The 23491-nt window shown below is 61.0% G+C and carries 23 protein-coding genes; 10 read left to right on the top strand and 13 right to left on the bottom strand.

Annotated features, from left to right (window positions below; translation table 11 throughout):
* Nucleotides 1-1211: 1211 nt before the first annotated feature.
* A complete protein-coding gene (locus LQ144_RS09290; protein ID WP_230118279.1) occupies nt 1212-2420 on the bottom strand; it encodes an IS110 family transposase in 1209 nt (402 codons plus the stop codon).
* Nucleotides 2421-2748: 328 nt separating this feature from the next.
* On the opposite strand from LQ144_RS09290, the gene LQ144_RS09295 reads away from it, so the two are divergent.
* The 3 genes from LQ144_RS09295 (at nt 2749) to LQ144_RS09305 (ending at nt 5546) form a co-directional block, all read left to right on the top strand.
* Entirely contained in the window at nt 2749-3432 is a 684-nt protein-coding gene (locus LQ144_RS09295; protein ID WP_230118280.1) for an IS110 family transposase, read from the top strand.
* Nucleotides 3419-3688, top strand: coding sequence for a hypothetical protein (locus LQ144_RS09300; protein WP_230118281.1), 270 nt, complete (start codon nt 3419-3421; stop codon nt 3686-3688). The genes LQ144_RS09295 and LQ144_RS09300 overlap by 14 nt, the downstream gene beginning before the upstream one ends.
* Before the next feature lie 1105 nt (nt 3689-4793).
* Nucleotides 4794-5546 (top strand): hypothetical protein, encoded by a 753-nt coding sequence (locus tag LQ144_RS09305; protein WP_230118282.1) that lies wholly within the window; start codon nt 4794-4796, stop codon nt 5544-5546.
* Nucleotides 5547-5634: 88 nt separating this feature from the next.
* On the opposite strand, the gene LQ144_RS09310 is transcribed toward LQ144_RS09305, so the two are convergent.
* Nucleotides 5635-6051, bottom strand: a complete 417-nt coding sequence (locus tag LQ144_RS09310) for a hypothetical protein (RefSeq protein ID WP_230118283.1) — start codon at nt 6049-6051, stop codon at nt 5635-5637.
* Nucleotides 6023-6322 (bottom strand): DUF4193 domain-containing protein, encoded by a 300-nt coding sequence (locus LQ144_RS09315; protein WP_230118285.1) that lies wholly within the window; start codon nt 6320-6322, stop codon nt 6023-6025. Before LQ144_RS09315 ends, LQ144_RS09310 begins: the two co-directional genes overlap by 29 nt.
* 224 nt (nt 6323-6546) lie before the next feature.
* Here LQ144_RS09315 and LQ144_RS09320 point away from each other — a divergent pair, with 224 nt between their 5' ends.
* Nucleotides 6547-7557 carry a competence protein CoiA family protein gene (locus LQ144_RS09320; RefSeq protein WP_230118286.1) on the top strand — a complete coding sequence of 337 codons (1011 nt, stop codon included), beginning with the start codon at nt 6547-6549 and terminating at the stop codon, nt 7555-7557.
* A 212-nt stretch (nt 7558-7769) separates the two neighbouring features.
* Here LQ144_RS09320 and LQ144_RS09325 read toward each other — a convergent pair whose 3' ends face one another.
* Together LQ144_RS09325 and LQ144_RS09330 are read right to left on the bottom strand one after the other, a co-directional pair.
* A complete protein-coding gene (locus tag LQ144_RS09325; RefSeq protein ID WP_230118288.1) occupies nt 7770-8126 on the bottom strand; it encodes a hypothetical protein in 357 nt (118 codons plus the stop codon).
* Nucleotides 8127-8251: 125 nt separating this feature from the next.
* Nucleotides 8252-9244, bottom strand: a complete 993-nt coding sequence (locus tag LQ144_RS09330; protein ID WP_230118289.1) for a hypothetical protein — start codon at nt 9242-9244, stop codon at nt 8252-8254.
* Between the two features lie 96 nt (nt 9245-9340).
* On the opposite strand from LQ144_RS09330, the gene LQ144_RS09335 reads away from it, so the two are divergent.
* Complete coding sequence (locus tag LQ144_RS09335; RefSeq protein WP_230118290.1) at nt 9341-9544, top strand: hypothetical protein; 204 nt, start codon at nt 9341-9343, stop codon at nt 9542-9544.
* A 169-nt stretch (nt 9545-9713) separates the two neighbouring features.
* On the opposite strand, the gene LQ144_RS09340 is transcribed toward LQ144_RS09335, so the two are convergent.
* Nucleotides 9714-10523: a hypothetical protein gene (locus LQ144_RS09340; protein ID WP_230118291.1), complete on the bottom strand. Its 810-nt coding sequence runs from the start codon at nt 10521-10523 to the stop codon at nt 9714-9716.
* Nucleotides 10524-10793: 270 nt separating this feature from the next.
* Here LQ144_RS09340 and LQ144_RS09345 point away from each other — a divergent pair, with 270 nt between their 5' ends.
* A complete protein-coding gene (locus LQ144_RS09345; RefSeq protein WP_230118292.1) occupies nt 10794-11672 on the top strand; it encodes a hypothetical protein in 879 nt (292 codons plus the stop codon).
* A complete protein-coding gene (locus tag LQ144_RS09350) occupies nt 11672-12484 on the top strand; it encodes a GIY-YIG nuclease family protein (protein ID WP_230118293.1) in 813 nt (270 codons plus the stop codon). The genes LQ144_RS09345 and LQ144_RS09350 overlap by 1 nt, the downstream gene beginning before the upstream one ends.
* Before the next feature lie 33 nt (nt 12485-12517).
* On the opposite strand, the gene LQ144_RS09355 is transcribed toward LQ144_RS09350, so the two are convergent.
* The 6 genes from LQ144_RS09355 to LQ144_RS09380 all read right to left on the bottom strand — a co-directional run bounded on the left by LQ144_RS09355 (nt 12518) and on the right by LQ144_RS09380 (nt 17711).
* On the bottom strand, nt 12518-13219 hold the full coding sequence (locus LQ144_RS09355; RefSeq protein WP_230118295.1) for a hypothetical protein: 702 nt from the start codon (nt 13217-13219) through the stop codon (nt 12518-12520).
* A gap of 152 nt (nt 13220-13371) precedes the next feature.
* Nucleotides 13372-14505 carry an XRE family transcriptional regulator gene (locus LQ144_RS09360; protein ID WP_230118297.1) on the bottom strand — a complete coding sequence of 378 codons (1134 nt, stop codon included), beginning with the start codon at nt 14503-14505 and terminating at the stop codon, nt 13372-13374.
* Nucleotides 14502-15020: a hypothetical protein gene (locus LQ144_RS09365; protein WP_230118300.1), complete on the bottom strand. Its 519-nt coding sequence runs from the start codon at nt 15018-15020 to the stop codon at nt 14502-14504. The genes LQ144_RS09360 and LQ144_RS09365 overlap by 4 nt, the downstream gene beginning before the upstream one ends.
* Before the next feature lie 511 nt (nt 15021-15531).
* A complete protein-coding gene (locus LQ144_RS09370) occupies nt 15532-15738 on the bottom strand; it encodes a DUF4177 domain-containing protein (RefSeq protein ID WP_230118302.1) in 207 nt (68 codons plus the stop codon).
* Nucleotides 15739-16367: 629 nt separating this feature from the next.
* Nucleotides 16368-16550, bottom strand: a complete 183-nt coding sequence (locus LQ144_RS09375) for a hypothetical protein (protein ID WP_230118303.1) — start codon at nt 16548-16550, stop codon at nt 16368-16370.
* A gap of 30 nt (nt 16551-16580) precedes the next feature.
* Nucleotides 16581-17711 carry a DNA sulfur modification protein DndB gene (locus tag LQ144_RS09380; RefSeq protein ID WP_230118305.1) on the bottom strand — a complete coding sequence of 377 codons (1131 nt, stop codon included), beginning with the start codon at nt 17709-17711 and terminating at the stop codon, nt 16581-16583.
* Nucleotides 17712-18105: 394 nt separating this feature from the next.
* Between LQ144_RS09380 and LQ144_RS09385 the strand changes: the two genes are divergently transcribed.
* Nucleotides 18106-19653, top strand: coding sequence for a hypothetical protein (locus LQ144_RS09385; protein ID WP_230118308.1), 1548 nt, complete (start codon nt 18106-18108; stop codon nt 19651-19653).
* Here LQ144_RS09385 and LQ144_RS09390 read toward each other — a convergent pair.
* Nucleotides 19650-20105, bottom strand: coding sequence for a hypothetical protein (locus LQ144_RS09390; protein ID WP_230118310.1), 456 nt, complete (start codon nt 20103-20105; stop codon nt 19650-19652). The genes LQ144_RS09385 and LQ144_RS09390 overlap by 4 nt on opposite strands.
* Nucleotides 20106-20635: 530 nt before the next feature.
* Here LQ144_RS09390 and LQ144_RS09395 point away from each other — a divergent pair.
* A complete protein-coding gene (locus LQ144_RS09395; protein WP_230118313.1) occupies nt 20636-21751 on the top strand; it encodes a DUF4238 domain-containing protein in 1116 nt (371 codons plus the stop codon).
* A 1105-nt stretch (nt 21752-22856) separates the two neighbouring features.
* Nucleotides 22857-23477 (top strand): helix-turn-helix domain-containing protein, encoded by a 621-nt coding sequence (locus LQ144_RS09400; RefSeq protein WP_230118315.1) that lies wholly within the window; start codon nt 22857-22859, stop codon nt 23475-23477.
* Nucleotides 23478-23491: the final 14 nt, after the last annotated feature.

Raw genomic sequence — 23491 nt, forward strand, 5'->3', positions numbered from 1 at the left:
CCTTCGGCTTGCTTGCCGACGCCCTCGAACACGCAAACGACAACAGACAAAAGGATCATCGCACCCGCTGAATCGGATTGTGGGCACCACAAAGGATGCTCGAAAATACGGGAATCGTAGTCGGCGGCATTTTCGCGAAACCGGTCCAGTGTGTGCCCATGCCCGGCGTTAGAATCCCCTCGCGACACCTCCTTCGCTTGTTGACACAGAACGAAGTTACGCCTGTCTACATGAACCGTAAACAGCAAGGGATGAGACGATGGCCTTCCCGGTCATGAAACTGTGCCGCCGGCCGCCGTCAAAAAAATTCCCGGACGCTTGTCACATAGGTACGCCTCGTAACGCTCGGCTAACAAAACGGCCGAGGCTAATGGTTCGTCGCAGAGGGAGGCTGGCCGGCTACGGCCTGCTGATCCTGGGCCATGGTGCCAGCCAGGCGCTCGTAGCTGGCTCCTGGCAACTGTTGATCCGTTGGTGCGTCGCCGCATTTGTCTGGTTTGAGGGCTTCGGCTGGTCTTCATCAACAGGCTCCGGACTCGCACGTGCCATCCAAAACCCTTGATAGGTATGCCGGTCGTCAATCGGTCCTATACTTGGCACGGCAAACACGCGCAAATCGGACATGTGGGTTCTTAGCGGCGGCGTCGTTCGCGGCTTTAACCTCGGGTGGATCGGTGAGGCAGTTTTGCCCCTAGAGGAACAGCGATGACGTCAGTCTGAAGTACACCCCGACCTGACGTCAGGCAGGTGGTCAGGGGTCGTCCAAATAGGGTTAGATTCTTCTTTTCTGACGATGGGTCGAGAAACTCTTAGACCGCACAGTGACACCTGATTACTCCCTGACGGCAGCACGACACATGGCAGGATATGGGCGTTTCATAGAGGTGCCGGGCCGGTGCGGCAGAGCTGTTCGACTTGGCGATCGCACAGGAACTAGCGGTTCGGAAGCCAATCCGTGCAGGCTGATTCTAGAGCCTTCATCATTCGCCGAGCACCAATGCAGGAGAGATGAGAGCTGCGGGGTGCTTCTGTATTCACAGACAAGTCCCTCGTCGAACATGCCGAACTCGCCCTCGCAAAGCACTCGGCCCACACCTAACACAGTAGATTCCAGACGAACTCCGCAGGATTCGACGGCGTCATACCGCCCCACTCCCCCGCCTCCATCAACCACCAGAAGCAACTTCGCTGTTTGATGCTCCTATGTCTCGTCAAGCGGCGTTAAGCCATTGCCGGTAGGCGGTTGTTAGGGCGGTGTCGTGGAGTTTTCCGCGTTCGATCTCTGAGATCCGGGCGGGTTGGACTCCGAAGTGGTTGGCGACGGTTTGAAGGGTGATGGCGCGTTTGAGTCGGGCCGGGCGTAGGTCCTCGGTTCCCGGGGTGGTGGGCGGGTTGGTCAGGAGCCGGTAAACCTCGCGGGCGATGGCGCGTTTGAGACAGCGGATGGCTTCCTTGGTGCCTTTGCCTTCGCTGGTTCGTTTCTGGATGTAGGCCCTGATGCGTGGTTCGCTGTTCATCCGGGTCAGGGCGATGCGGTGGAGCGCTGCATTGGCTTGACGATCTTCGCCTCGGTTGAGGCGGTGACGGGTGGTCTTGCCGGAGGATGCCGGCAGGGGGCTGGTGCCGCAGAGGGCAGCGAACGCGGCTTCGTTCTTGATCCGCTCCGGGTTGTCCCCTGCGGTTACCAGCAATTGCGCGGCGGTCACGATGCCGATGCCCTTGGCCGCGAACAGGGCCGGAGAGGTGGCCTGCACGAGTGCGCGGAGCTGGTCAGTGGCTTCGTCGATCTCTTCAGTTAGGCCGTGGTGGCGACGGGCGAGGTGGCGCAGGGCAATCATGGTGGCAGCCTCGGTCCCGGCGAGCACTTCACCCGGGCGGACGCGGCGCGGGGTCTCGAGCAGGGCTTTGCCGGTGTGCCGGGCGAGTTTCTCGCGCTGGGTTGCAGGGGCGGTGACCAGAACGGCCTTGTTTTGGCGCAGCACGTTCGCCCTGGCCTGCACGGCCGAGTCACGCACCAGGTGCTGGACACGGATCGATTCCACGGGACCGTTGGCGAGTTTAGGTGCCGGCAGGTCATCGTGGGCAAGAGCTTCCCGGGCGGCGGCCACCGCGTCCAGAGGGTCGGATTTGCCACGCAGGCGCCGCGCGGCCCTGTTGGGGCGGACGATTTCTGCGACCTCGAACCCGTTGCGGTGCAGGTGGCGGGCCAGGCCTGCTCCGTAGGAGTTGGTGCCTTCAACCCCGAACCGCACCGGTTCACCGTGCGCCAGGACGAACTCTGCCAAAGCCGCGTAGCCGGCCTGGTCGGCCCGGAACTGCCGGTCTGCCAGCATTTCGCCGGTCCCTGCGTCCAGGACCGCTGCGTGATGGGTGTCCGCATGCGTGTCGACGCCGACAACAACCGTGCGTTGATTTGTCATGATGGAAGTGCCTTTCGCTCGAGCGCGGGGCGGCAACACCGGCCGGGCGGGCAGACAAGACGTTGATGGGGCCTCTTGGCCAGGCTCCTGACTTGTTTCATTGATGGTGGGATGCCGCAGGATCTGCAGTCTTGTAGCGTCCAGGGTGTCAGCCGGCACAGGTCCGCAAGCTCCTTGCCGCCCGGTATCGTCCGGGTTGGCTCACTGATAGCGTGCCGCGCCGCTGACACCCGCCCGGGGCGTGGCTCGACAGAGGCATGCAAACACTTCAAGTCAGGGTGCCCGCCACGGGTGATTCATCACCGACATCGGCGAAAGGAACCCGGACGTGATCGTTATCGGCATCGACCCGCATAAATCCTCCATCACCGCCTCAGCCATCGATTCCTCGGGCTGTCAGCTCGCGGTGCGGCGCTTCGTGGTCAACGCGGGCACCGCCAAGCAACTGCTGGGCTGGGTCGCGCAATGGCCCGAACGCAGATTCGCTATCGAGGGTGCCAACGGACTGGGACGCGGAATCGCCCAGATCCTTGTTGCCTGCAGGGAGTCAGTTGTCGATGTCCCCTCGACACTGGCCATGAAGGTCAGAGTCCTTTCTACCGGCGGTGGCCGCAAGAGTGACCCGGCCGATGCGTTCGCTGTTGCCGTCACTGCCCTTCGGCAGGAGAACTTGCGCCCAGTCACCGCCGAAAACCAGAGCACGATTCTTCGCCTGCTGGCAGAACGCCGCGGAGACCTCGGCCACGAACGCGCCCGGCTGCTCAACCGCCTGCACCGGCTCCTGCGCGAACTGATACCCGGCGGCGTCGATCCCGGCCTCAGTGCCGACAAGGCCGCCGCCGCGCTGCGGACCATCCGGCCAGCAACAGCCACCGACGCAATCAGACGCGAGCTCGCCCGGGAACTGCGACGCACAAATCTAACAGACACCCCGGTGCCCGCCAGCCGCGGACTACCTTGCCCACGACGCCAGCCTGCTCTTTGCCGTGTACACCGGAATGTCCATCCGTGACGGGCTCCTCGTCGGAGACAACACCGTTTCCCAGTACGACGGCGATACCCACGACGGACTGACCCTCCCGCTGAAGGCGACCCAGTCGAGCCAGATCAACGCCGAATTCTTCTACCGCGGCAGCACCATCGCATCGACAAACCACATCACCCTGCCAAACCGCCCAGCAGATCTTGATCCCGACATGACGGGGAAGCGACTGAAAAGTAGAGAAGATCTTTCACAGCCGGAACAGGTCATGTCGCCCACTCGCTGAACGACGATGAAGAGGTAGCACGCACCAAAAACATCGAGGAATCAGACAGGGAGCCGCCGGCCACAGCATCGGCCACCAACAAAAAGGGCCCCGGGAGGGGCCCTCATGTGAACAGTTTGTGCACACTCAGAGGCCCGTAAGCCCCTGAACAGGGAAAACACGTGCCCGAGGTGGGACTCGAACTGCATTCCAGCCCTTGCAAACACTGGGCTCCCCCAGAAACATGCGGAATCCGGCGCGATCCGACCCCTCTACGACCCAGTCCGACGGCAAAAGTGTGCACAATGTGCACACCCCCAAATTCGCCATTCTGCGCGCTCCAAAGAAGAGCCGCGTTCCCCAACGACGGAACGCGGCTCTTCTTTTCGCTCGCATCAGCAGGAACTAAGGACGGGTTCACCCCGTCCTAGATTGTCGGTGCCGCCGTCTGCACTGCACCGAGAGGTGCACCCCGCACTGATGAACTTCACTATGGCGACACCTCCTTCACCCATCTCATGGGTTGCTCGGCACACACGCACATGACCAGCCCAAAGAGTGGACGTAGCCATCCGGGCGCCGCACCAAACGATCGGACGCTCGCTGTGGCGGAAGCCCCGAGGTCATCCTGCTGGTCCAGCGTAGCCGCCTACCGTCACGTCCCGGTTTGGCAGGTCTGAAGACAATCCGGCTGGTGCACGGTTCAGCGCCGTACGCACTCCGTTGGCGGCTGTCGTAATACTAGATGCATGGTCATCAAGATCAGACTCAGCGACCGACAGACCGCGGCTAGCGATGATCCGCTTGGACGTGATTGGTGAACCTCGCGGTGCTGGACACGAACCACACGCCCTACTGTGTGGGCAGCCCCACCGAGGACCTGAACAATGTGCTCACTAAAGAGTGGCCCAACGACATCCTCGCGGCACTTCCCTCTGGCCGGAATGGTCATCGCTGAAAAGGCTTCCCTCCCGTACGATGAACGCGTCTCGTCACTCTGGTCGTTGGGGGAACCATTAGGTATCCGAAATACCCGCAGCAGCATCTGCCACGCGTCTTCGACACTTCGTTCGACTACAAGACGGACACACCGAGGACCAAACCCGACGCTGACAGCGACAGCCAGTTGCTCAGGTGGGACCACGAGCTGCTGTGGACCAAGGAATTGCGTCCCGGTGTCCTTTTCGCCCCGAAGGTGACAAGCAGACAGCGCGAGTACCTCATCTTCACGGACGCCAATGAAAAGAGGCATTGCTACGGCAGCGACGCCATCACCAGCTCCTACACCGGAAGGTCAAGTCCAGCGCCTCTGGCCAACGCCATGGCCAGGCTGAGCGAGGACCAGAAATCTCGCTACCTGGACCCTCCGTACACCATCGGCAGTGCAATGATTTGGCCCGTCAGGACGGGCGAAACCACGATTAACCAGGCCAGGGGATTCGGTCCCTCAGGTCGGCTGATCGGCGATCGCATGGACCTCACTCTTGAGTGCATCCGGCGTCACTACAGCACAGAGCCGGAGGATCCCCCCGTCGGCGCTCTCAAAGACGCCTACGCGGACTTCCTTGCGGTCATCGACTCCTACAAGGACTTCTTCGCGCTCTTTGACGGGTTCAAGGAGTTCGTAGACTTCTTCCACTTTCAAGACCTAGTGACGCCCGACTACGAAGCCGTTCGGTTCTACCTGACCTTCGACAAGTTCGAGGTTTCCGGGACACCGGCCACAAAAGATGAGTACGTGACGTACAGGGAGGCCACGCTCCAGTTCATCGCGGGACGGGGGCGTCGGATGGCCGAGTGGGTCACGGAGCACCACCCCGAAATTGAGGTTCGTAACCCTTGGTGGCAACCCGGTAAGCCAGAGACGGCGTCCACCTGATCTGATAAGTGTGCCCGCCCGCTTCGCCTAGGGCTAACCCCGTGGGCGCGAGTGGCGGCGCTTACAAGGCTTCACCGCCGCCAAGCCATCACTGGCGCTTTTCGACCGGCCGGTACCTGTCCGCGAAGGCCGCGAGGGAGCTCTGGAGCACCGTCATGCTGCCCAGCATGTCCACGGGCCGGGAATGGGATTCTGCCGGTAGCGGGCGGACCATCCAGGCAGCGAACACGTTATGAAGGACCTTCAGGCTCATCGCGTGGTCAAAGAGTCGCAGCGCCGGTTCGTGAAAGTACCCGTCATTAAGCTGGAAGCCGGGACAGAAGGTTTCCTCGCCGATGAACACCCGGATTGCACGGCGCATGGCCTCCGGCTGACCGAGAGCTTGGAAGTGGGTCTCCAGATCTGTCGCCGTCGGCAGGGTAAATTCTCCGCGGATGCTGTCCCAGATATGCTCCGGGACAGCCGGCCAGAAGCGCTCAGCCTTCACATTCAGTGCAGTAGGCATGGCCGTCCTTCTCGCGCGCTTTCTGCGACCGGTGGCGGACCAGGAAGCAGGAGTAGCAGGTGAACTCGTCGTCAGCCTGCGGGACAACCTGCACGACGAGCTCTTCGGCAATGAACTCGCCACCAGGGATCAGACCGTCCAGAGTGTCAGCCTCGTCGAGCTCCTGGACCACGGACCGGGCGTCCGGAGAATTGGCGGACTTCAGGGCCTCCAAGGAGTTTTCCTGGGATTCCTTGACGTCGGTGCGCTGTTCATCGTAGTCAGTTGCCACGGAGGTGCATCTCTTTTCTGTTGATGGGTTTGTCGGCGACAGCAACGTACCGGACGCAGCAGGAATTCCCGAAATGATCAATGCTGTCGCCTCAGTCGAGCAGCCGAAGAACTAGGCCGGGTCCTCTGCCTTAGGGGGGTCAGTTAACCCATTGGCAGGGGTGGCAATCGGTCTTATTTCTGACCCTACGACGAAATGTCAGGCCTTCGGCTCATACTTTGCCCATGATCGAGATACGTCGGCTCTTTCCCCGGAAGTGGGAACCGTCAGATCCCCTCGTCGCCTACAACAACGCGGACGGGCAGGTTGTCATCGCTGCGGCCATGGGCAGGGGAAACAACTCCTACTACGACCGCTACGGTTACCAGGGCTCCAAGGAGATCGTCTGCATCGACTGCAAGGAAGCGGGCCGTGAAGTCCCGGTCCAGCTCGTAGAAGCCAAAACGCGATGCAAGCACTTCCGCCATCAGGCCGGGGAGGCCCCCGACGGCCTGCGCCGCCACGGCGAGACCGCTGAACACCTGCACGGCAAGCGCTTCATCATGGACTGGGCCAGAGACCAGCACCACATCCTTCCTTGGTCCGTCGAAGATGAGGTCTGGATCCCTGGCGTCCGGCTGCGCAGCGACGTCAGGGCGACGGCAACCTCCGGGCGGCATTTGGCATTCGAGGTCCAGCGCAAGCCAATGGACAGCAAAGAGTGGGACCGGCGCCACGGCGGCTATCAGACGGCAGGCATCCGTGACGTGTGGCTGTGGTCTCCGGACGTTCCTGATCTGGTTCTCGATCTGCCGCTGACCAGCGTCGTCCTGGATATGGAGTACGAATCCCTCGGTGTCCTCGTGGCTATGTACTCGGGCAGTTACCGCCACCCCACGGCTGAGCGGTACCTCATGACTCCCACCCACTACGCCTCCGCTCCGCTGTCGGAGTGGATGCTGTCGGACGAAGGATCCCTGGTGCCTCCACCAGGGCTTGCTGAATTCATTGGGCACAAGCCGGAACCGGCCCGGCTGGCACAACTCACGGCCCATCGGGAAGCGCTGGCCCGGCGGACGTCCAGACAGCAGGCGACGCCGGTGGAACGGCGGACGGAGGAACTCAGGCAGTACCGGAGCCGCACCAGTTACAGCCAGGTACTGGGAGCCAGCGCAAGTGCTGCGCGTCTCGACCCGGAACGGGAGGCGCAACGTGAGGCAGAGGCCATCGAACGTATCATGGGCCGCAAACGCTAGACCGATTGGCTCCCCGGCACCCAGATTCGACCCATCACTAAGTCTCTTCGGCTGCAACAGCCAGCACACGATCTGGTCCCAGTTCAAGGGTCAACCTCGGCTGGCGGCCAATCTGAACGTCTCAGTTTCGACCTGCACCGCCGTGCGCTTGTACTGGTATCCCCAGTCGTTCTGCTGTTCATCCCCTCATCCGAGGCTGCTGCCGAGAAGCCTTATGCGCGGGCAGACCGCAGCCGCCGCAGGATCGCGGAGCCCGCTACGGTCATCAGCGCGAAGACAACACCGGCCACGGCCCCGATCCACGACCCAAACATGAAGCCGATTCCCCGAAGGTCCAGTCCCCGCCCCTCTGACAAACCAGGGACGTAGGGAGGCGGGAATAGCTTCGCAATCAGGACGCCGGCAAACGCCGCGTAAATGAAGCAGCCAAGGATGCCGAGGATCAGGTACCGGGGCACCCACGCTGTGGACAACCTGTTGTGGGCGATGATTCCCGCAGTCGCCAGGAAAACGCCCGGGGCAAGCGACAGCACCCAGAACGCGACAAGCTCGAAGTCGTTGTAATCCACAGTCCCTTTATCCCCCTCGTTCAGGAACCGACCAGCCTAGCGGCCGCAACCGGACGGCGAATCCCCTGAGCGCCGATGTTATGACCCCGTAGCCAGCGAAGCACATCGAGGGTAGAAAGGGTGCCTCAGTCTGTACCGGCCGATGCGTCTTTGACGCGTACGGAGGATTCCAGGAAGTTACCGGCGACCTCCAGTAAAATCAGCGTCTCAGAGTAATCGGGCGACTGAGCCCGGTGGACAGCGTCATTACGGGCCTTATTCAGACGCTTCAGATCCTCGAAAGGCACCTCGAACTCAAACCCGGAGACTTTCGCGATGTCGATGGAAATGCCCAGCGTTGGCCCACCCTCCAGGCGCTCACGCTGTCTCTCCGGAAGATCCTCAACCCTCTCGTCCAGAACCCGGACGAGTGCGATCTCTAGCGCCGCAGCGGCGTCAATGACTGTGCGCCGGTAAAAAGCCCGTGCAAATGCCGCATGCGCGTCGCGAATAAGAAGACGCTCCAGGGGCGGCTCCATACCGTCACGGACAGCTTGGAGAATCCCTCGCCATGCAGCCGCGCTGACCGGCTGTATGTGACGCGTGGTGAGTCGAACACCGAGATCGCCTTCGCGTGGTGGGGCCATGAATGTCAGCCCGGCCCCGACCGTTTCCGAGTCGTAGACCCGATGACCGGGGTCGAGATCCTGTCCCGTAAGAATCTCGACCCAGGAGCGTACCTGGTCGAACCAGAACTTGATGAACTCTCCGAGCTGCTGGTCCGGACCCCGCCAGGCTCGGGCTGTATCGGTCGGAGCCTCGACCGCGGTGATGACTATGCGGCGCAAAGCGGTCGCCGGCTGAAGCTCTTTAGGGATCCACGCTGCGTACTTTGTCGTCCACGCGATCAACTCCCCATCAAAGGACTCAGGTACCTCAACGCCGTCGATCACCGGAGGAGCGCCGACAGGAGCGTGGTCCTGCGGCATCACCACGTCAAACTGAACTCTGCCGTATCCGGACGGGTAGGTCCCGCCCAGAGCTGCGCAGCTCACCCAAATGGGAACGGGCAGCTCGTAGATTGCCGTCACGGCCTCGGAAGCGTGTGGAGTCGTTTCTGCCACATTCATCTCGTTCACGACTCCAAACTACTTGGTCCCGCCCTCGTGCCAGTGCCCGGAGTCGTCGTCGCCGGCTGACCCCGCCGGTGCAGATGCGACACCTAAGCTGGGGGCATGAATAAGACCAGACGAGACACGCTCATTTGGTCGCTGGGGGCAGTAGTTTTTTCTCTTAGCGGCGTCAGTTCAGCACTCACCGCAGACGGCAGGTGGTACCTCATCCTCCGGGCGATCCTTCTCCTCGGTGCCGGCGTCGCCTTTACTTCGCGGGCAATCCTGACGGCTCGGACGGTGAACGACTCAAACACCACTGGATAGACACCTTTGCTGTGCGCAGCAGAATGGCCGGCACCCTGATGGGTACCGGCCATTGCTGTGTCCCTCTCCCCCGGCCGGCGATCTAAGCCAGCCCTGGGCGACGTCGTAGCCGGCGGACTTGAGCAGATTGTTCCGTGCCCGGTCGTACCTGCGCGTTGGCCGCAGGATCCTAGACCCTCTTGACCCAGCCAGGTTCCTCTGTCGCACCCTGATACAAGGTGCGCAGTGTCTCAAGATTTTCGACGCCGGCAGTCAGGAATCCACCCAGAACGCTGATACGCGAAGTGAGACGGAACTTCTTGCCATTTTCAACGTCGCTGGCAAACTTCCGCTCCAGAATCACGGGCATCACAGCGCTGTTCGCGTGGGCAAGGCCGCTGCACGATTTCCACACCTGGAGGCCGGTGAAACTGACCCTCCCAGACACTGCTTTGTCCGCAGCAGAAACTACGTCAGTTGTTGTTGGCCGCGGCGTGAGATCCCTGTCCCGGTAGGCGGGAATGGCTTGCTGAAGCTCCAGCAGCCGCCTACGCACGTTGCCGCCTGTTCCCTGCTCAGGCCCAAAGACCTTGCCGAGGTTGGCGAGGTCTTCATTGTTTTCGTACGAGATCCGAAGCGAGAGGAAAGCTTGCTTGTCGACCCTGCCAGCACCTAGCAGCCAGAGCCCATACGATGATGCTTCCACAGCTGACCGGATCATCGAATAGAGGGCCGTCATGGGAACGTCATTGGCTTTCTCGATGTACGTGACGGCCGCCCGGAGGTTGTCGAGGGCAACCATGTGAAAGATGGAGAGCTGATTGGACATCGGCTGGTATGGAGTGAGCGCATCGACGGCGGCAAGCCGACTGCCCTTCTCAGGATCGCGCAGGGTTGGCCCGCTCAGTATCGCTTCCACACGGTGTCCAGCCTGCTGAATGAGCCACAATCCGGCCTGTTCGTCCTTTTCAGATTCAGTAGTATCCAGCGAGTAGACCATGCCCAGAACCCTACAACCGATGCAAGCACCGGATGTCAGGAAAACACATCAGGAGAGGGAGAGTGTCCCGCCATGTCGCCGTTCTAACGAGACAGGACTCGTCCACGGCCAGCTCGTTGCCGTCGGCGATGCGGGAGTCGTCCATCGAGTGCCCCGGATGCCCTCTGAGCAGGTCTTGTCGCGATGTATTTGGCTGCCACCCCAAGCAAGATTCCGATTGGTAGAGTCAACCACGCGGCACCTTTGCTGTTGACGTTCAGGGGGAAAATCATGGGGATTGTCAGTTGGCTGCGGCAGGCAATCGGCGGTAGCTCAGCCTCAGTGGCTGAGCAGAAGGATCCGGTCGAGCAAAAACCAGACCAGCCACCCTTCACAGTTCGCATCTCCATGCACCTCAACGCCTGCCTGGAAGTCGCCGGCACCACCACTTTCGCCAAGGATGCAGTCGTTGCCCTGGCTGATCGCAAGCAACTGGCTGAACGCGGCTATTTCGAAGGCCCGGCGCTCCTTCAGCGCGAGCCAGAGAACCCCGTCGATCCTCAGGCTGTGGCTTTGTTTGTGGATGGCGAGAAGGTCGGCTGCCTCCCGTCCTATGCTGGCAAGGATCTCCCCCTGCCAGCCGGTGCCAGTGAACCGGTGCGCTACCAGCTGCACGTCCTGCGGGATCAAAAACTACTGGCCAAGGCGTACGTCTGGCTGGGCGAGGGTGAGCCGGCATGGCAGTTCACAGCACAAAACCCGCCGGCGCTCACATCCAGGGAACGGATCAACAGCTCCCACACGGAGAACTCCTCGATGGTCAGGGAAGCACTGCAGGGCGCTGGCGAACGGGCTCAGCAGTTCAAGCGCGGCATGGTCGACGGGTTCCACTACCTTGAGCTCGTGGAACCGATCAAGCAGCTGAAACGCGAAGGCCGGCATGAAGAAGCCCTGGTCCTCTGCTACAAGGCCATCGAAGGAGCCGAAGGCGACGCTGGGCGTGACGCACCGGCTCCGGCGTACACCGAGCAGGCCGCCATCATCCACCGCAAGCTAGGCCAGAAGGAAGAGGAGATCGCGGTGCTGAAACGGTGGCTGGCCCGCTGCCCGAAAGCCCACCGCGCCGGCAGCAGCATCGCCGAACGCCTCGGTAAACTCGAGGCGAAGTGATGCCAGGCGGTTCACATGGGCCAGCCGACATCGAGTCCGGCGCTTGGGGTGAGGCCTTCGTGTCCCCGACCCGGAGGACGCCACCGCGAAAACACTTCGGGGAGACCCTGCGGGCCAGTAAGTACAGCCACCGGCTGACCAAGGACGAATACGCATTGGTGAACAAGAGGAACTCGACTCGGCCGCCGCGGGAGTATTGCACCGACGCCGAGTGGGAGGCCGACGCGTGGGCTTTCGAAGACGAGGACCATACTCGCCTCACGGATGAATACTGCGCGATGCACCGCGAAGCCGCACTGGAGAACTTCGACCTGAACATGGCCTTCTTCAGGCAGCTCTCTGGAAAGGACTTCCTGGAGGCGATGGCCGGGGTGCTCGCCAAGCACGAGAATCTGCGGCCCCTCACCGATCTGTCTGTGTGGGACGGCGTGGAAGGGATCTATGTCATGGTTCTCGACCGGTACAAGCAGGCCTACATCGGCCAGGCGCGGGACATCCGGGCGCGGATCAAGCGGCACTGGAGCGGGACCAAGCAGTTCGACCGCCTCATCTTCGGGACCAAGGAATCTTCAGTCCTATCCATCGATTCATTCCGGGCCATGGACACCACACGCATCTTCGCGGCCAAGACGACCCGGGGACTTGATCTGGAGGAGCGTATGGTCAAAGCCTTCCCTCCAGAATTTCTTCTCAACCGCGTCCCCGGCGGCGACAGGCTTATGGGCGACCGGTTCCTGCCCTGGGAGATTAAACGGCGCCAACTGCTGCCCGTGGACTCTGAAGCTGATCCCTCAGGACTAGCCAGCACGTGAGCGGCCGGTCGATGCCTGTGTCCGGCCACAGGGCTAGCTGAAAGCCATCCTCCAAGGGGATCCACCGGTCCAACCGATGCCTTTCAGAAAGACGTCTTCAGCCACTTCTATGTCATCCTCCAGCGGAGGTTCGTCCGGGCTGGCGCCGGCAAAGAGGTACTCCGTCCAGTTGCGGTCCTTCTGAGACCATTTGGACAGCAAACCGGGATACCAATAGACCCACAGAGAGTCGAGAGCGACCCGTTCGTCCAAGGCGGGCAACAGATGACCAATGACCGGTCCCCCGCTGATGAGCTCCACCGCCAGCCCGTCCATGGGATGAATGATCATGAAGGCATTCTTGGACGTGGCGGACGCTCCGACCTTTTGTTGGAGGGCCTCCACCGCCTCCATAATCTTCTTCGAGGCCAATTCAAGAATCTGGACGGCGTTCTGGACTTCGATTTGGTAGGTATCGCCCAATCTCATGTTGTATTCATGCTTGCGCCATTTCCCTGGGAGCGACTTGATCTCCACAGCTGCCCCTACCGAGTCACCGAACGGCCAGGCCGCCTGGATGCCGGCGCGCTCAAACACGAGGTCTACTCCTCCGTCTTCGTCTACCTCCACTGGCAGTGAATGCAGTGCGGTAAGCAGGATCGCCGCTATGTGCTCCCCGGATCGCACTTTCAGCTTCTCTGCCCCCGGCATCTGGACCAACTGGCGGGCGGCATGGACCAGGGCCGCGGCAGACATGGCCACCACATTAAGCCCTTCAGGTCCTCGGTCGACGGGGGGCTTTCCCCAAATGCTGGTCTCGTAGGGCACTAATCCAACTTTCTGATCGCCCAGCAAGAATCAGTCTCCTAGGCACAATGGGATCACATCGAGGTGGGCAGGGGGCTCTGTCAGCGAACGAGCGTAAGCCTGGGCCGCTCATCCGTAATCCCCAGCACCTGTCGAACTCGCTCCGGCGCCCATCTAAGTTCATTGGCCAGGTCGGCTATGGAATACCCAAATTTGTCAGCGACCTTCATGGCTTCGGTCAGCAGCATCGGAACTTCTCCCGGGTAGTCTGCCACAGAAGCCTCCTGGCGATTACCCGACCTGAGCTTTTGGTACGCACGTCGAACTGAAACGTCCGAGGCGCCCTTGAGTTCCTGCATGCGAAATACCAGCGCTTCCGGGGAGACGCCCCACTGCTGACTGATCTGACCAAGCTTTGGGAGATTAATAGTGGCGGGCAGCACCGGCTCTATTTCAGACCGGGGCATAAGAAATTCGGCAGCAAAGGCGTCGGCTTCTCGTTCCTGTCGAGGGTCCCCGACCGCGAGTTCGCGATGGAGGATAAGGTGGCCGAGCTCGTGGGCACATGTAAACCGATGCCGGTAGACAGAACGGGCCCTTTCCGGGGTCACGACTACGATCGGGCGGTTGAGCGCTGTCGTGGAGAACGCGTCCACCCGCGCAGTTGCATCCTGCTCCCCCCGTAGAGCTAACACGGAAACGACGATGCCATTTAGCTCCATGAGTTCTACCAGGTTGGGGACTGGTCCCTCAGGCATTTCCCAATAGGACCTCAGTGCTCTGGCTGCTTCGACAGGAGACATGCTGCCATCCGCTTCGTTGAACGGAACATTCACATCCGGGAAGGCAACCCGCTTTTCCAGAGCAAAAGTTACTTCCCACACCTGTTCGACGAAGGAAGTGGCCTTGAGTCTCTCGGATGCGCGTGTGGAACGAAGACTGCGGAAGTGGGCCTGAGAAACGTCCAGCTTCCCAATCGGCCGGCCCATCGCAAAGAACGCAACGGGCTGTCCTAACTCCTTGGCCAGCAGACCGAGTACTTCGGGACGTGGTGACACGCCGGCCTCATATTGACCTATGGCCGCCCCCGAGACGCCCACTGAATCGCCAAGCGCATGCTTGGTAATTCCCGCCAGCCGGCGTGCCTGCGTCAGCCGGGCCGGGTCAAAGGAATCCCTGACAGCCTGAGTCGACATAAGTTCTTCGGTTGAAAATAGGGTGAGCTGCTTGGTCATGATCCGGATGCTTCCTTAGGCATCAAATTGAGGGCACGACGCGGCTGGGAATCGAAGCCCTTCAGCTCCGCCATTGCTGCTGCATCGGCAGAATCGGCGTCGAACAGCACCTGTGCGTTCTGCAGAATGAGTGTGCCGTCCTCATCCAACTGGGCGTCCGCCCATATCGCGTTGTGCAGTGCATTGTGGTTGCTGGCATAGGCAACCACTACTACGCGGTGATGCTTCAGCGATTCAGAATCGTCCAATTCCCGCAGTGCGTCAACAAAGTCGGTTTCCTCGGGGGTCAGGGAGGCGCGGACACCGTCGCCGAGGTCCAGCATGCCCTGGGACGGCCCCACAGGCATGGAGAAATTGCCAACCCGGGCATCCGATGTTCCATATTTCTGCTGCTTCAGGCCGGCCGTCGCCAGCCTGGAGTACCGCCACGTAAGGAGAGCCGTGCCGTTGACGACGAGTACCTTGGGTTTGCCGCGGCCCGGCCGCTTGAATTCGACTCCCTCAAGTCCTGTCAAAGCCTCTTCGAGCCTCTCCTGGACGGTGTAACTGACCTGTCCGTAGGACCGCTTATGCCTCGAGCGGACCAAAGCTTGCCCGTCCGCATGCTCGTTGTGGCATTCGGTAAGAGTGGCCAGGATAGTCTCAGGAAGACTCTTTCCGTGGGCGCTAAAGCGACGAAATGCCCATTCAATGTCGACCGCACTTTTCAAAGCAACCTCCTGTAGTTTTCTCCCTGAAACCTACATGATCACTTTAGAAAAGTCCACGAATGCGACACTTTTGGGCGCGCCCCCTCGCTACCCTGCCACGATGGCCTCATCACGGCCGGCATGGAAGTTTGTCCTCCGCACAGCTCGTCGCCGTTGAAGATGCCAGCACCGTGCGCCGGCCTCTGCGCCCAGGAGGCCAGGAGGCCAGGAGGCCAGGAGGCCAGGAGGCCAGGAGGCCAGGAGGCCAGGAGGCCAGGAGGCCAGGAGGCCAGGAGGCCAGGAGGCCAGGAGGCCAGGAGGCCAGGAGGCCAGACGATCATCCCAGGCTCTCGAACACCATCGTGGCCTGGATGCGGTCACCGCCGCCGAGACCCTTGCTCCCGCTGCTCGCGGTGGTTATGGTGTGGAGCCGGTAGCCCTTCGCGGCCTGGTCATTGATGGTCTTCTCCAGAGAAGTCAGGTTGCCCGAACCCGTTCCCCACAGTTTTTCTTTGAGGATCACCTGCAGGACGACATAGTGCATTAGGAGCTTCCTTCCAGCGCTGGTCAATTGGGAGCAATGCTAGTTGATGCCTCGCGCTCCTCAGCGGCGCAGGCTATGGCGCGTCGAGGGTGACGCAAGCCTGCTGCGTCAGTCCCCGCACAGCCTGTCATTCCCCGTTTGGGGGGTTGCCCGGGTGAACCGAATTGGTGCTCGTACGCCTGAACTACCGCGAGCGTGTCCATGAAGTGGCAATGAATTCCAGAACTGGGCAGCTGTTTGGAGGGCCAGCCACGTGGCGACTGGTAATCCCCTGGCTTCGGGTAGCCACTCCTCGACAAGCTCTTCCCGAAGGAGCCCGACAATCCGGGCCCGGATTGTTTCGGTGTTTCGGCCCACGTGACCTGCCTGGGGCTGCCCTTGAGCTGGGGCCACGACGATGGCCATTTGTCTTCTAGCCCCTACGGAGTGTGTTTCAGGGCCCGAAGAATAGACTCCTGCGCTGCTCTCTGCTCCGAGATGCGCCGTAGCCGGGCTGACTCTTCCGTGCCTTCTCTGCGGCTTCGCGCGCGCTCCTCCCGGCGTCGCTCGCGCTCCGCAGCTTGTCGGCGTTCCACTGACGCCTTGGCGTACCAGAGGTGAACCGAGCCCAAACCAAGGGGGGATATCTCTCAGTCTGTCAGCGGTCCCCCGGCTTCCTTGATTTCCACCCCGTCATCGCCGTCGCTTTCGTAGCTGACGCCAATCCTGCATTCCTTTTTGGCCCAGCCCCACCAGATCCTCAGGATCCAGCCACGGTCGGCAAGTTCTGCCTTGTAGGCCTCTATGTCCCTGGACGCGTACAGCCACTGCACTGTGTTGGCTCCACCAACATAGGTCTGGACCTAAAGGCCTTCCGGTGATTCCTGCGCAATGCCCATGGCATCGCGCAGCACCCGAACGGCCGCCCTGCGGGCGGGGAAGCTGTTACGGGTGGTGAGCGTCCCGGCACCCGAGCCGCTTGGGGTGACAACGCCTGCGTCGGTCCAGACCGGGTTACCCCAATCGAACAGGTCGCCGGGGGCCCGTGCCTCGATCCGTCTAAACACAGCGTCCGGGTCGATATGCCGGGAATAGATTGTCGACATGGCACCGATCATCCCGTAAATTGCAACTGCTGTTGAACTGATGTTCAACCGCCGCTGCTCCTGGCGTGCGGGGGTGGACAACTTACCGAACTCCGGACGAACCTTCACCAAGGAATCCCAGGCACTGATGAGCCAGCTCGCCTGCGCCTCGAGGTCGGCGGCCGTCACCGGCCCCCCACTCCACAATGTTTCGATGGCACCACTAATGGTGTTGAAGGCGCAGAGCTTGTGCGAGCTCGCGGACACAGAGTTGGCCAGGACTTCCACATTGTCCTGCCCCAAGTGCTCGCTGCCATTGACCAGCCGACGGGCAAGCTCCTGCTCCTTCGTTTCGGAGTAGGCGTACTTCGCGGTCGAATCGTTGACCTTGTCACCTCGGGTGTTATAGATCGTCGCGACTTTCTTGGCCATGGTGTCGTCAAGCATCCAGATGCGCACCTGGAAGCGGGTACTGAGCTCAAAGCTTCCCAATGGATTATCCGCGGCGGCCAGTATGGATTTAATACGCGAGAGCGAATCAACAGCGCAGTCCAACACCCCTGAGGTGATGGTCAGGTTGTTCTGCCCGGTTTCGTCGTCGAACCATATGGAGGATTCCGACTTGCTGGGGTCGAGCCTCACGGAGATGTTGCCAATGATTGCTTCGTTGGCAAGAAGCTCGCTTGTCCACTTGTTGACTTTTGCCTTCGTCTTGCCGCGAAGCTTGGCCTGCATGTGGGCCGGTCGAATATTGCCCGTGAGCACCAAGAGGCCGCTCCGGTAGAGATCGACAATGAACGCCCCAGTCATCTGGCATTCCACATGGACACCGCCAGCGTCGTCGACTTCAGAGACGTTGAGGATTTCCAGCGGAAGTGTGAGCCCCTGGGTTTCTACATGAACCGTCATCTCTACTCCTTGGGTCGATGCGTAAACCAGTTTACGTGTCTTACGTGCATTAAACAATGATCACGTGCAAATAGCTTGATATACGTGTTGTCTCTGGTGGAAGTGCGGCCTATCATGAAAGGCAGTCGGCCCCAACGAAAGAGAGCCCATGCTGCAGGTGGTTACGGGAAGGTTCTTTAGAGACGTCGCCCTGCATGAAACCACGCATCGGCGCGTGCTGTTCACCAACACACGGGCCCTTGCCCTCGATAAGATCGTTTTGCCGATGGCCCAGCTGACCCCCTCCACCGAGTGGACTCCAGTCACCACAGTGTCGGTCGAGCTCCGGGAACGCCTGGAGGCTGTGACCTACGACGGAAGAGCGGGAGGTATCGTCTCAACGGGAGGCGACGCCTTGCTCAATGACCTCGCCGCAGTCCTGTCCTTTGCCGCCAACGCGATTTTCAGCCAGGATGTGGACTTGGTGCGGCGTCTTGTTCCGGTTGCAGGCAACAAAAACGACCCCCGGTCACCCTCCCATGTTCTGCGGAGGACCTTCGAACCGGGCGTGTTCTTGCAGGAAGACGACATCCAGGAGGTGATCCGCTTTGTCGAGCAGCTTGTCGCTCTGAACCGCAGCAGCTATGAACTCGCCATACGGGCCATTCGTCAAGTAGTCGGCGCAAGTACGAGAGTGGCCGATGACCCTTCATTGGCGTACACAATGTTCGTGGCGGCCCTGGAATCGCTATCTTCGGTCACAGATGCACCAAGACAAACATGGGATGCCTTCGACGTCCGCAAACGACGCCTCATCGATGCGTCGCTTACCGGGCTGGACTACGACATGGCCGGGAAGATCCGGGCAGCCGTTCTGGAGGCAGAGAAGGCAGGAGCCACTCGCCGCTTCGTGACTTTCGTCCTCGACCACATCTCGCCTTCCTATTATCGGACGGAGGCCGTCGACGCCCTCCGTCCGATACCAGCCGTCAATATGGAGCGGGCCCTGAAGCGCGCATACGGCATCAGGTCCCGGAACGTACACGATTTGGAGGAGCTCGCACCGGAAGCGTGGACCTACACGAATCAAGCGGATTCGGTGGATCCGGCTGGCAAAGGGCTCATGCTGACTCTCGAAGGGCTCAACCGGCTCTCACGTCACGTCATCCGCGAATTCGTCGCCCGCGCCTCGACCGTCCAAGATGAAGCCTTCGACTACCGAGCGGCGCTCCCCAACGTCCTGCAGCTGCGGTTGGCACCGGAGATGTGGATCAACGACGCGACCGGTCTGACCGCAAAAACGGCCGCTGCCTACTTCGAAGGCTTTGTCGAGCTCTTACTCGACAAAGCTCCACAGATGCCTTCCCCAGACGGCGAGCCGCCTGGACGCGTCATCCTACCGGCCATGGGTCCAGTCCTGTCGCTCATCGAAAACAAGGTTCCCCGGACAAGGAACCTCGCCGCCAAACGGTCCATGGTCGGAATCTACGTTCTGTGGCATTCCCTGTTGCCGGAAGATTCGCATCTCCCAGCAGCTCAAGCGTTCCTGCACACCTACGCTCCGGTTCTTGACCCGCCGAGCATTCAGGCTTTCGTGGTCGCGACCATCCTGGGCCAAGAGATCATCTGGGCAACCGAGGAGTTCCGGGAATTTGCCAAACGTCGGTTGAACGACCGAGCCGATGGCAAAGCGGACCCCATTGCTACAGTCTTCGAAGCCGCGATCGCCGCACGGCTAGCCATGACCTTCGCGTCCACGGAAAACTTAGAACTTGCCGCGGCTTATCTGTCCCGGGCTGTTGAAGAGCTCCCGGGCAATCAGCGCCTAATGCACGCGGAGACTTCATTCCAAAGCGGTGAAACTCTTGAACTAGACCTACATGGGTTGATTTTTGGAGTGCCCATATCGGAGAGCGACGACTCCGCGTCCTTCCCCGTCCGGAGAAGGACGGTTGTAACTTAGTCGGACTGAGACTGCCGGACAGGAATGACAGCATTCGTGTGTGGGTCATAGTTCAGGTCCCCCAACTCGACCACATCAAGATCGTGCCCCACGTTTCGAGTCCTGAGCTGGACTTGGAACTGGTTGAATGACTCGCCGATCAGGTCGGCTGGCGATACTCCATGCACGAGGAATTTCGTGACGGGCACCGAGCCGTTGGCTTCGCCGTGCAGCTGGATGGCATCCCAGTTGGTAATACCCATTGAGTCTTTCCGGACGGCGAACACGAAGAGTCCGTCCTTGCTGGTCATCTCGGCACCTTGGAAATCAAAGCCAACGATCCACCATTCATCGGAGTTGAGGCCAACGACTTCGTACGGGGACTTGTGTCCAATAGTCTGGTGCTCATCTGCAGCGGCAGTGCCTTTCCAGTCGCCATAGCTGGTTTGGGCCGTCTTCAGGATCTCAGTCATGCTGGAAAGCCTAGCCTTGTTTAAGGGCTCGCATTGGACGCTAACGACCAGTCCGAGAAACTAGGCGCGTCATCGTTCCCGGGCAAACCCCATGCCTCAATGAAGGTGGCCTCCAGCAGCTAGAACCTGCGTGGAAGTCGCCGGCACAACCACATTCGCCAAAAAGCCGTCGCAGCGTTGGCTCACCGGAACGGACTGGCGGCCCCCGGCTCCTACGAGAGTGCGGCCCAGGCCCCAGCGGGACCGGAGAACCCTGCAAACCCCCAGGCGGTGGCCGTGCTGGTTGACGGCGAGAAGGTCGCATACCTCTCCCTGTGATGGCGCAAAAAATGGCCTTGCCGGAAGACGCCAGCTACCCAGCGAAGAACCAGCTGGGCGTCCTGTACGAGCCGAAGTTGCTGGCGTTGGCCTGGAGTATACGATCGATAATCCGCCGGCCATTACCACCCATGACCGGATCAACGAGGCCCCTGCCTCGACCATGGTTCGGGAGTTCCCGGCCCGGGTTCACGTTGCCATATTCTGGGCTCATGACTTCCCCGCCCCCAGATGGCCGCTGGCAACTTCAGAAAGTCACCCGCAACCCCTGGGGTGAAATCCCGCTCACAGGCGGTGGCGAGTTCCTCAACCAACACGCGAAACGATACTACGAGCGTCTCCTTGGTTTCGCTGAAGCAACGGACACAGATGCCCGGCGCCACCACTATGTCCCGAAGACGCACTTGAAGCGCTGGTCCAGCGATGGGAAGCGAGTCTGGACCCTAAACACCGACACCGGCGCTCTGAAGCAGCTGGGTGTAAACGACATCTGCGTTGCCGAGAATTTCTACAGGGTCATCGGACCCGACGGCGAAGCTCACAACCGGGTGGAGCTGATGTTCGGCGCCGTTGACGAAGAGGTAAGGCGCATTCAGGACATTCTGCTCGCACTAGGAAAGCGCAGCGACATCAGCTTCGAAGACTTCATGGCAGCAGGGGTGACGGCGGCGCTCCAACGAATGCGGACCTCGCAAAGCCGCCGGCTTATGGAGCAACAAGACCTCTGGTGGGGCGGGCAGCAGGCCGATGGGTTCAGCAGCCCTCTCGCCCATGAAGACCCGCTGCGCCTGAATAACATACACACGGAATCCGTGTTTCACGCGATGTGGGAGGCTGCAGATGTCATGACAAGCCGCCAGCTCGAAATATGGGATGACCCGAAGGGGCGCTTCCTCACCTCGGATGCCCCGGTCCAGACTTCCTTCGTTGGCGACGTGCGTCCCGGCCTGAATGACGCCAAAACCATCTGGTGGCCGATTAGCCCACATCGGGCCGTGGCGTGGACCAATGAGCTCGCCGGCGAAAGGGTCGTCTTCAAGAGGGCTACAACGCCGGTCGCCGACAAAGTTCGGGCAATCATGCTCCAAGGCCGGGACCGTTTCATCATCGCCACCCAGGAACAGCTGCGTACACTCCCAGCTGGAAAGCCCATACCGCGGCGGGCCCAGATGCGCCTGCGGTGTTCCCAGCACCAGCCCTCTGGCGAATATGTCGAACCTCCCGGGTGCGTGGTGGAAACCCGGGAGTGGTACGGCAGCGCCCCCAGCGTCCTGCTGTGCAACAACGGACTTCACCGCCACGTTCCCGAACTGGCCTCACACCGCTGATGAAGGACGATCAGTTGAGGCAAATACGTCAGCAAATTCGCAGCTGCGGCGGGCCATACCCTTACCGCGCTGCCGATCAAGGCCGCCGGTCAGTTCTGAAAATCGCTTCGTACTGTACCCTCATTTTCGGCGCCAGCCTGCTCATGGGCCGTTGAAGAGCGGACTCAGAGATGCAGGTACATGGGCCGCGCGCCCAGACACGGACAGGCCATGACGGGCCAACCAAACCAGGACCGTCTCCGGAAGAAGAGTCGGGATCCCACACACCTGCACTCTGTCGACGGCTCGTTCGCCAGCCACTGGACCCCCGGAGACGTTCCCGCTGAACCCGGAACGTCCAACAACGCCGACGGTCCAGGCCGCAAAGTCATGTCGCCCGAAACAGAAAACTGCATGAAGTGGTCAAGGCAGAACCATGAGCAAGGGACAAAAAGCAGGTCGAAACCCGCCCGTGCACAAGGGTGTGCACAATGTGCACACCCCCTTTGGCCGGACAAACACGCGATGAGCGGACTCTGCTGGCTGGCAGAAAGCAGGTATCCAAGGGTGATCCTCGAAGAAAATTCGGCTTGGTCATGTCGTCACCACAACTCCTGGCCATGAATGAGTGACGGCCAACAACTGGCCACCAAAACAGCAGGAAAGGACAACCCATAACCCTAGATTCCAGCAGACGGAGGGGCCACCAGCGAGGACCCTAACCCCGCCACCCACACAACTGAACAGGTCACCGCGGCGCCAGGCACAGACCGCGGACAGCGTCAGAGGGACCCGCGGAGGGTCAATGTCCACACATTAAGCAAAAACCCCTCTGACGAGGGGTCATGCTGTGCCCAAGGTGGGACTCGAACTGGACTCCAGCCCTTGCAAACACTGGGAGATCCCGGAAACACGCGGAATCCGGCCCAGTCCGGCACCGGTACGACCCCAGTCCGACGACCAAAGTGTGCACAATGTGCACACCCCTCTTTCTCCCCTTCATCAGCTATCGCGCCCCTCGGACAGACGCACCTACCTGATCGCCACCACCAGAATCGGGCGCGCATGAGGCAAAGTGCGACTGTCACCGTTCGGTGACATAATGGAACCGGCGAAGGAGGGACTATTGACACGTACGACCAGCATCGACACGCCCGCGGCGGCCGGCGCCATCATCCGCGCCCGGCGCCAGGAGCGCGGGCTCTCGCAGCAGTCCCTCGCAGAGGCCACCGGTGTTTCGCGTAAGTTCATCGTTGATCTCGAGGCCGGTCACGAACGAGCCGAGCTCGGAAAAACCATGGCCGTCCTCCACACCCTTGGGGTGTCGCTGACCGCCACCGAGCCCATCCCCCGCGGCAGTGACTACGACCCGGCCAGGCGGGACTACGCCGAAACCTTCACACAACTGCTTGACTCACGAGACTTCGAGTTCGCCATCAAGATGCTCGCCGACTACGCCACCGCATCCCTCAAAGCGGGAAGGCCACTACTCCAGCGCAGCCCCCGGCTCAAGGAACCACACTGGTCCGCGGCCCTGGCCGGCATCACCAACTACACCGCACACCGGCTCGGGCAACCCGCCCCGCCCTGGACCAGACGCATCAGGCCCCTCAATGAGGCATGGATGCCGGCAGAGTCCTACCGGAGCGTCCGGGAACCAATGAAGAAACTCACCATGTCCGAAACACCACCGGAACTCGCCGCCATGAACGTCTTCATCCGCGAACGCAGCCTGGCCACCACGTGACCAGCGGAGAACTC

Origin of the sequence: Arthrobacter sp. Bi83, from assembly GCF_918698095.1 — a bacterium.
GTDB lineage: Bacteria > Actinomycetota > Actinomycetes > Actinomycetales > Micrococcaceae > Arthrobacter.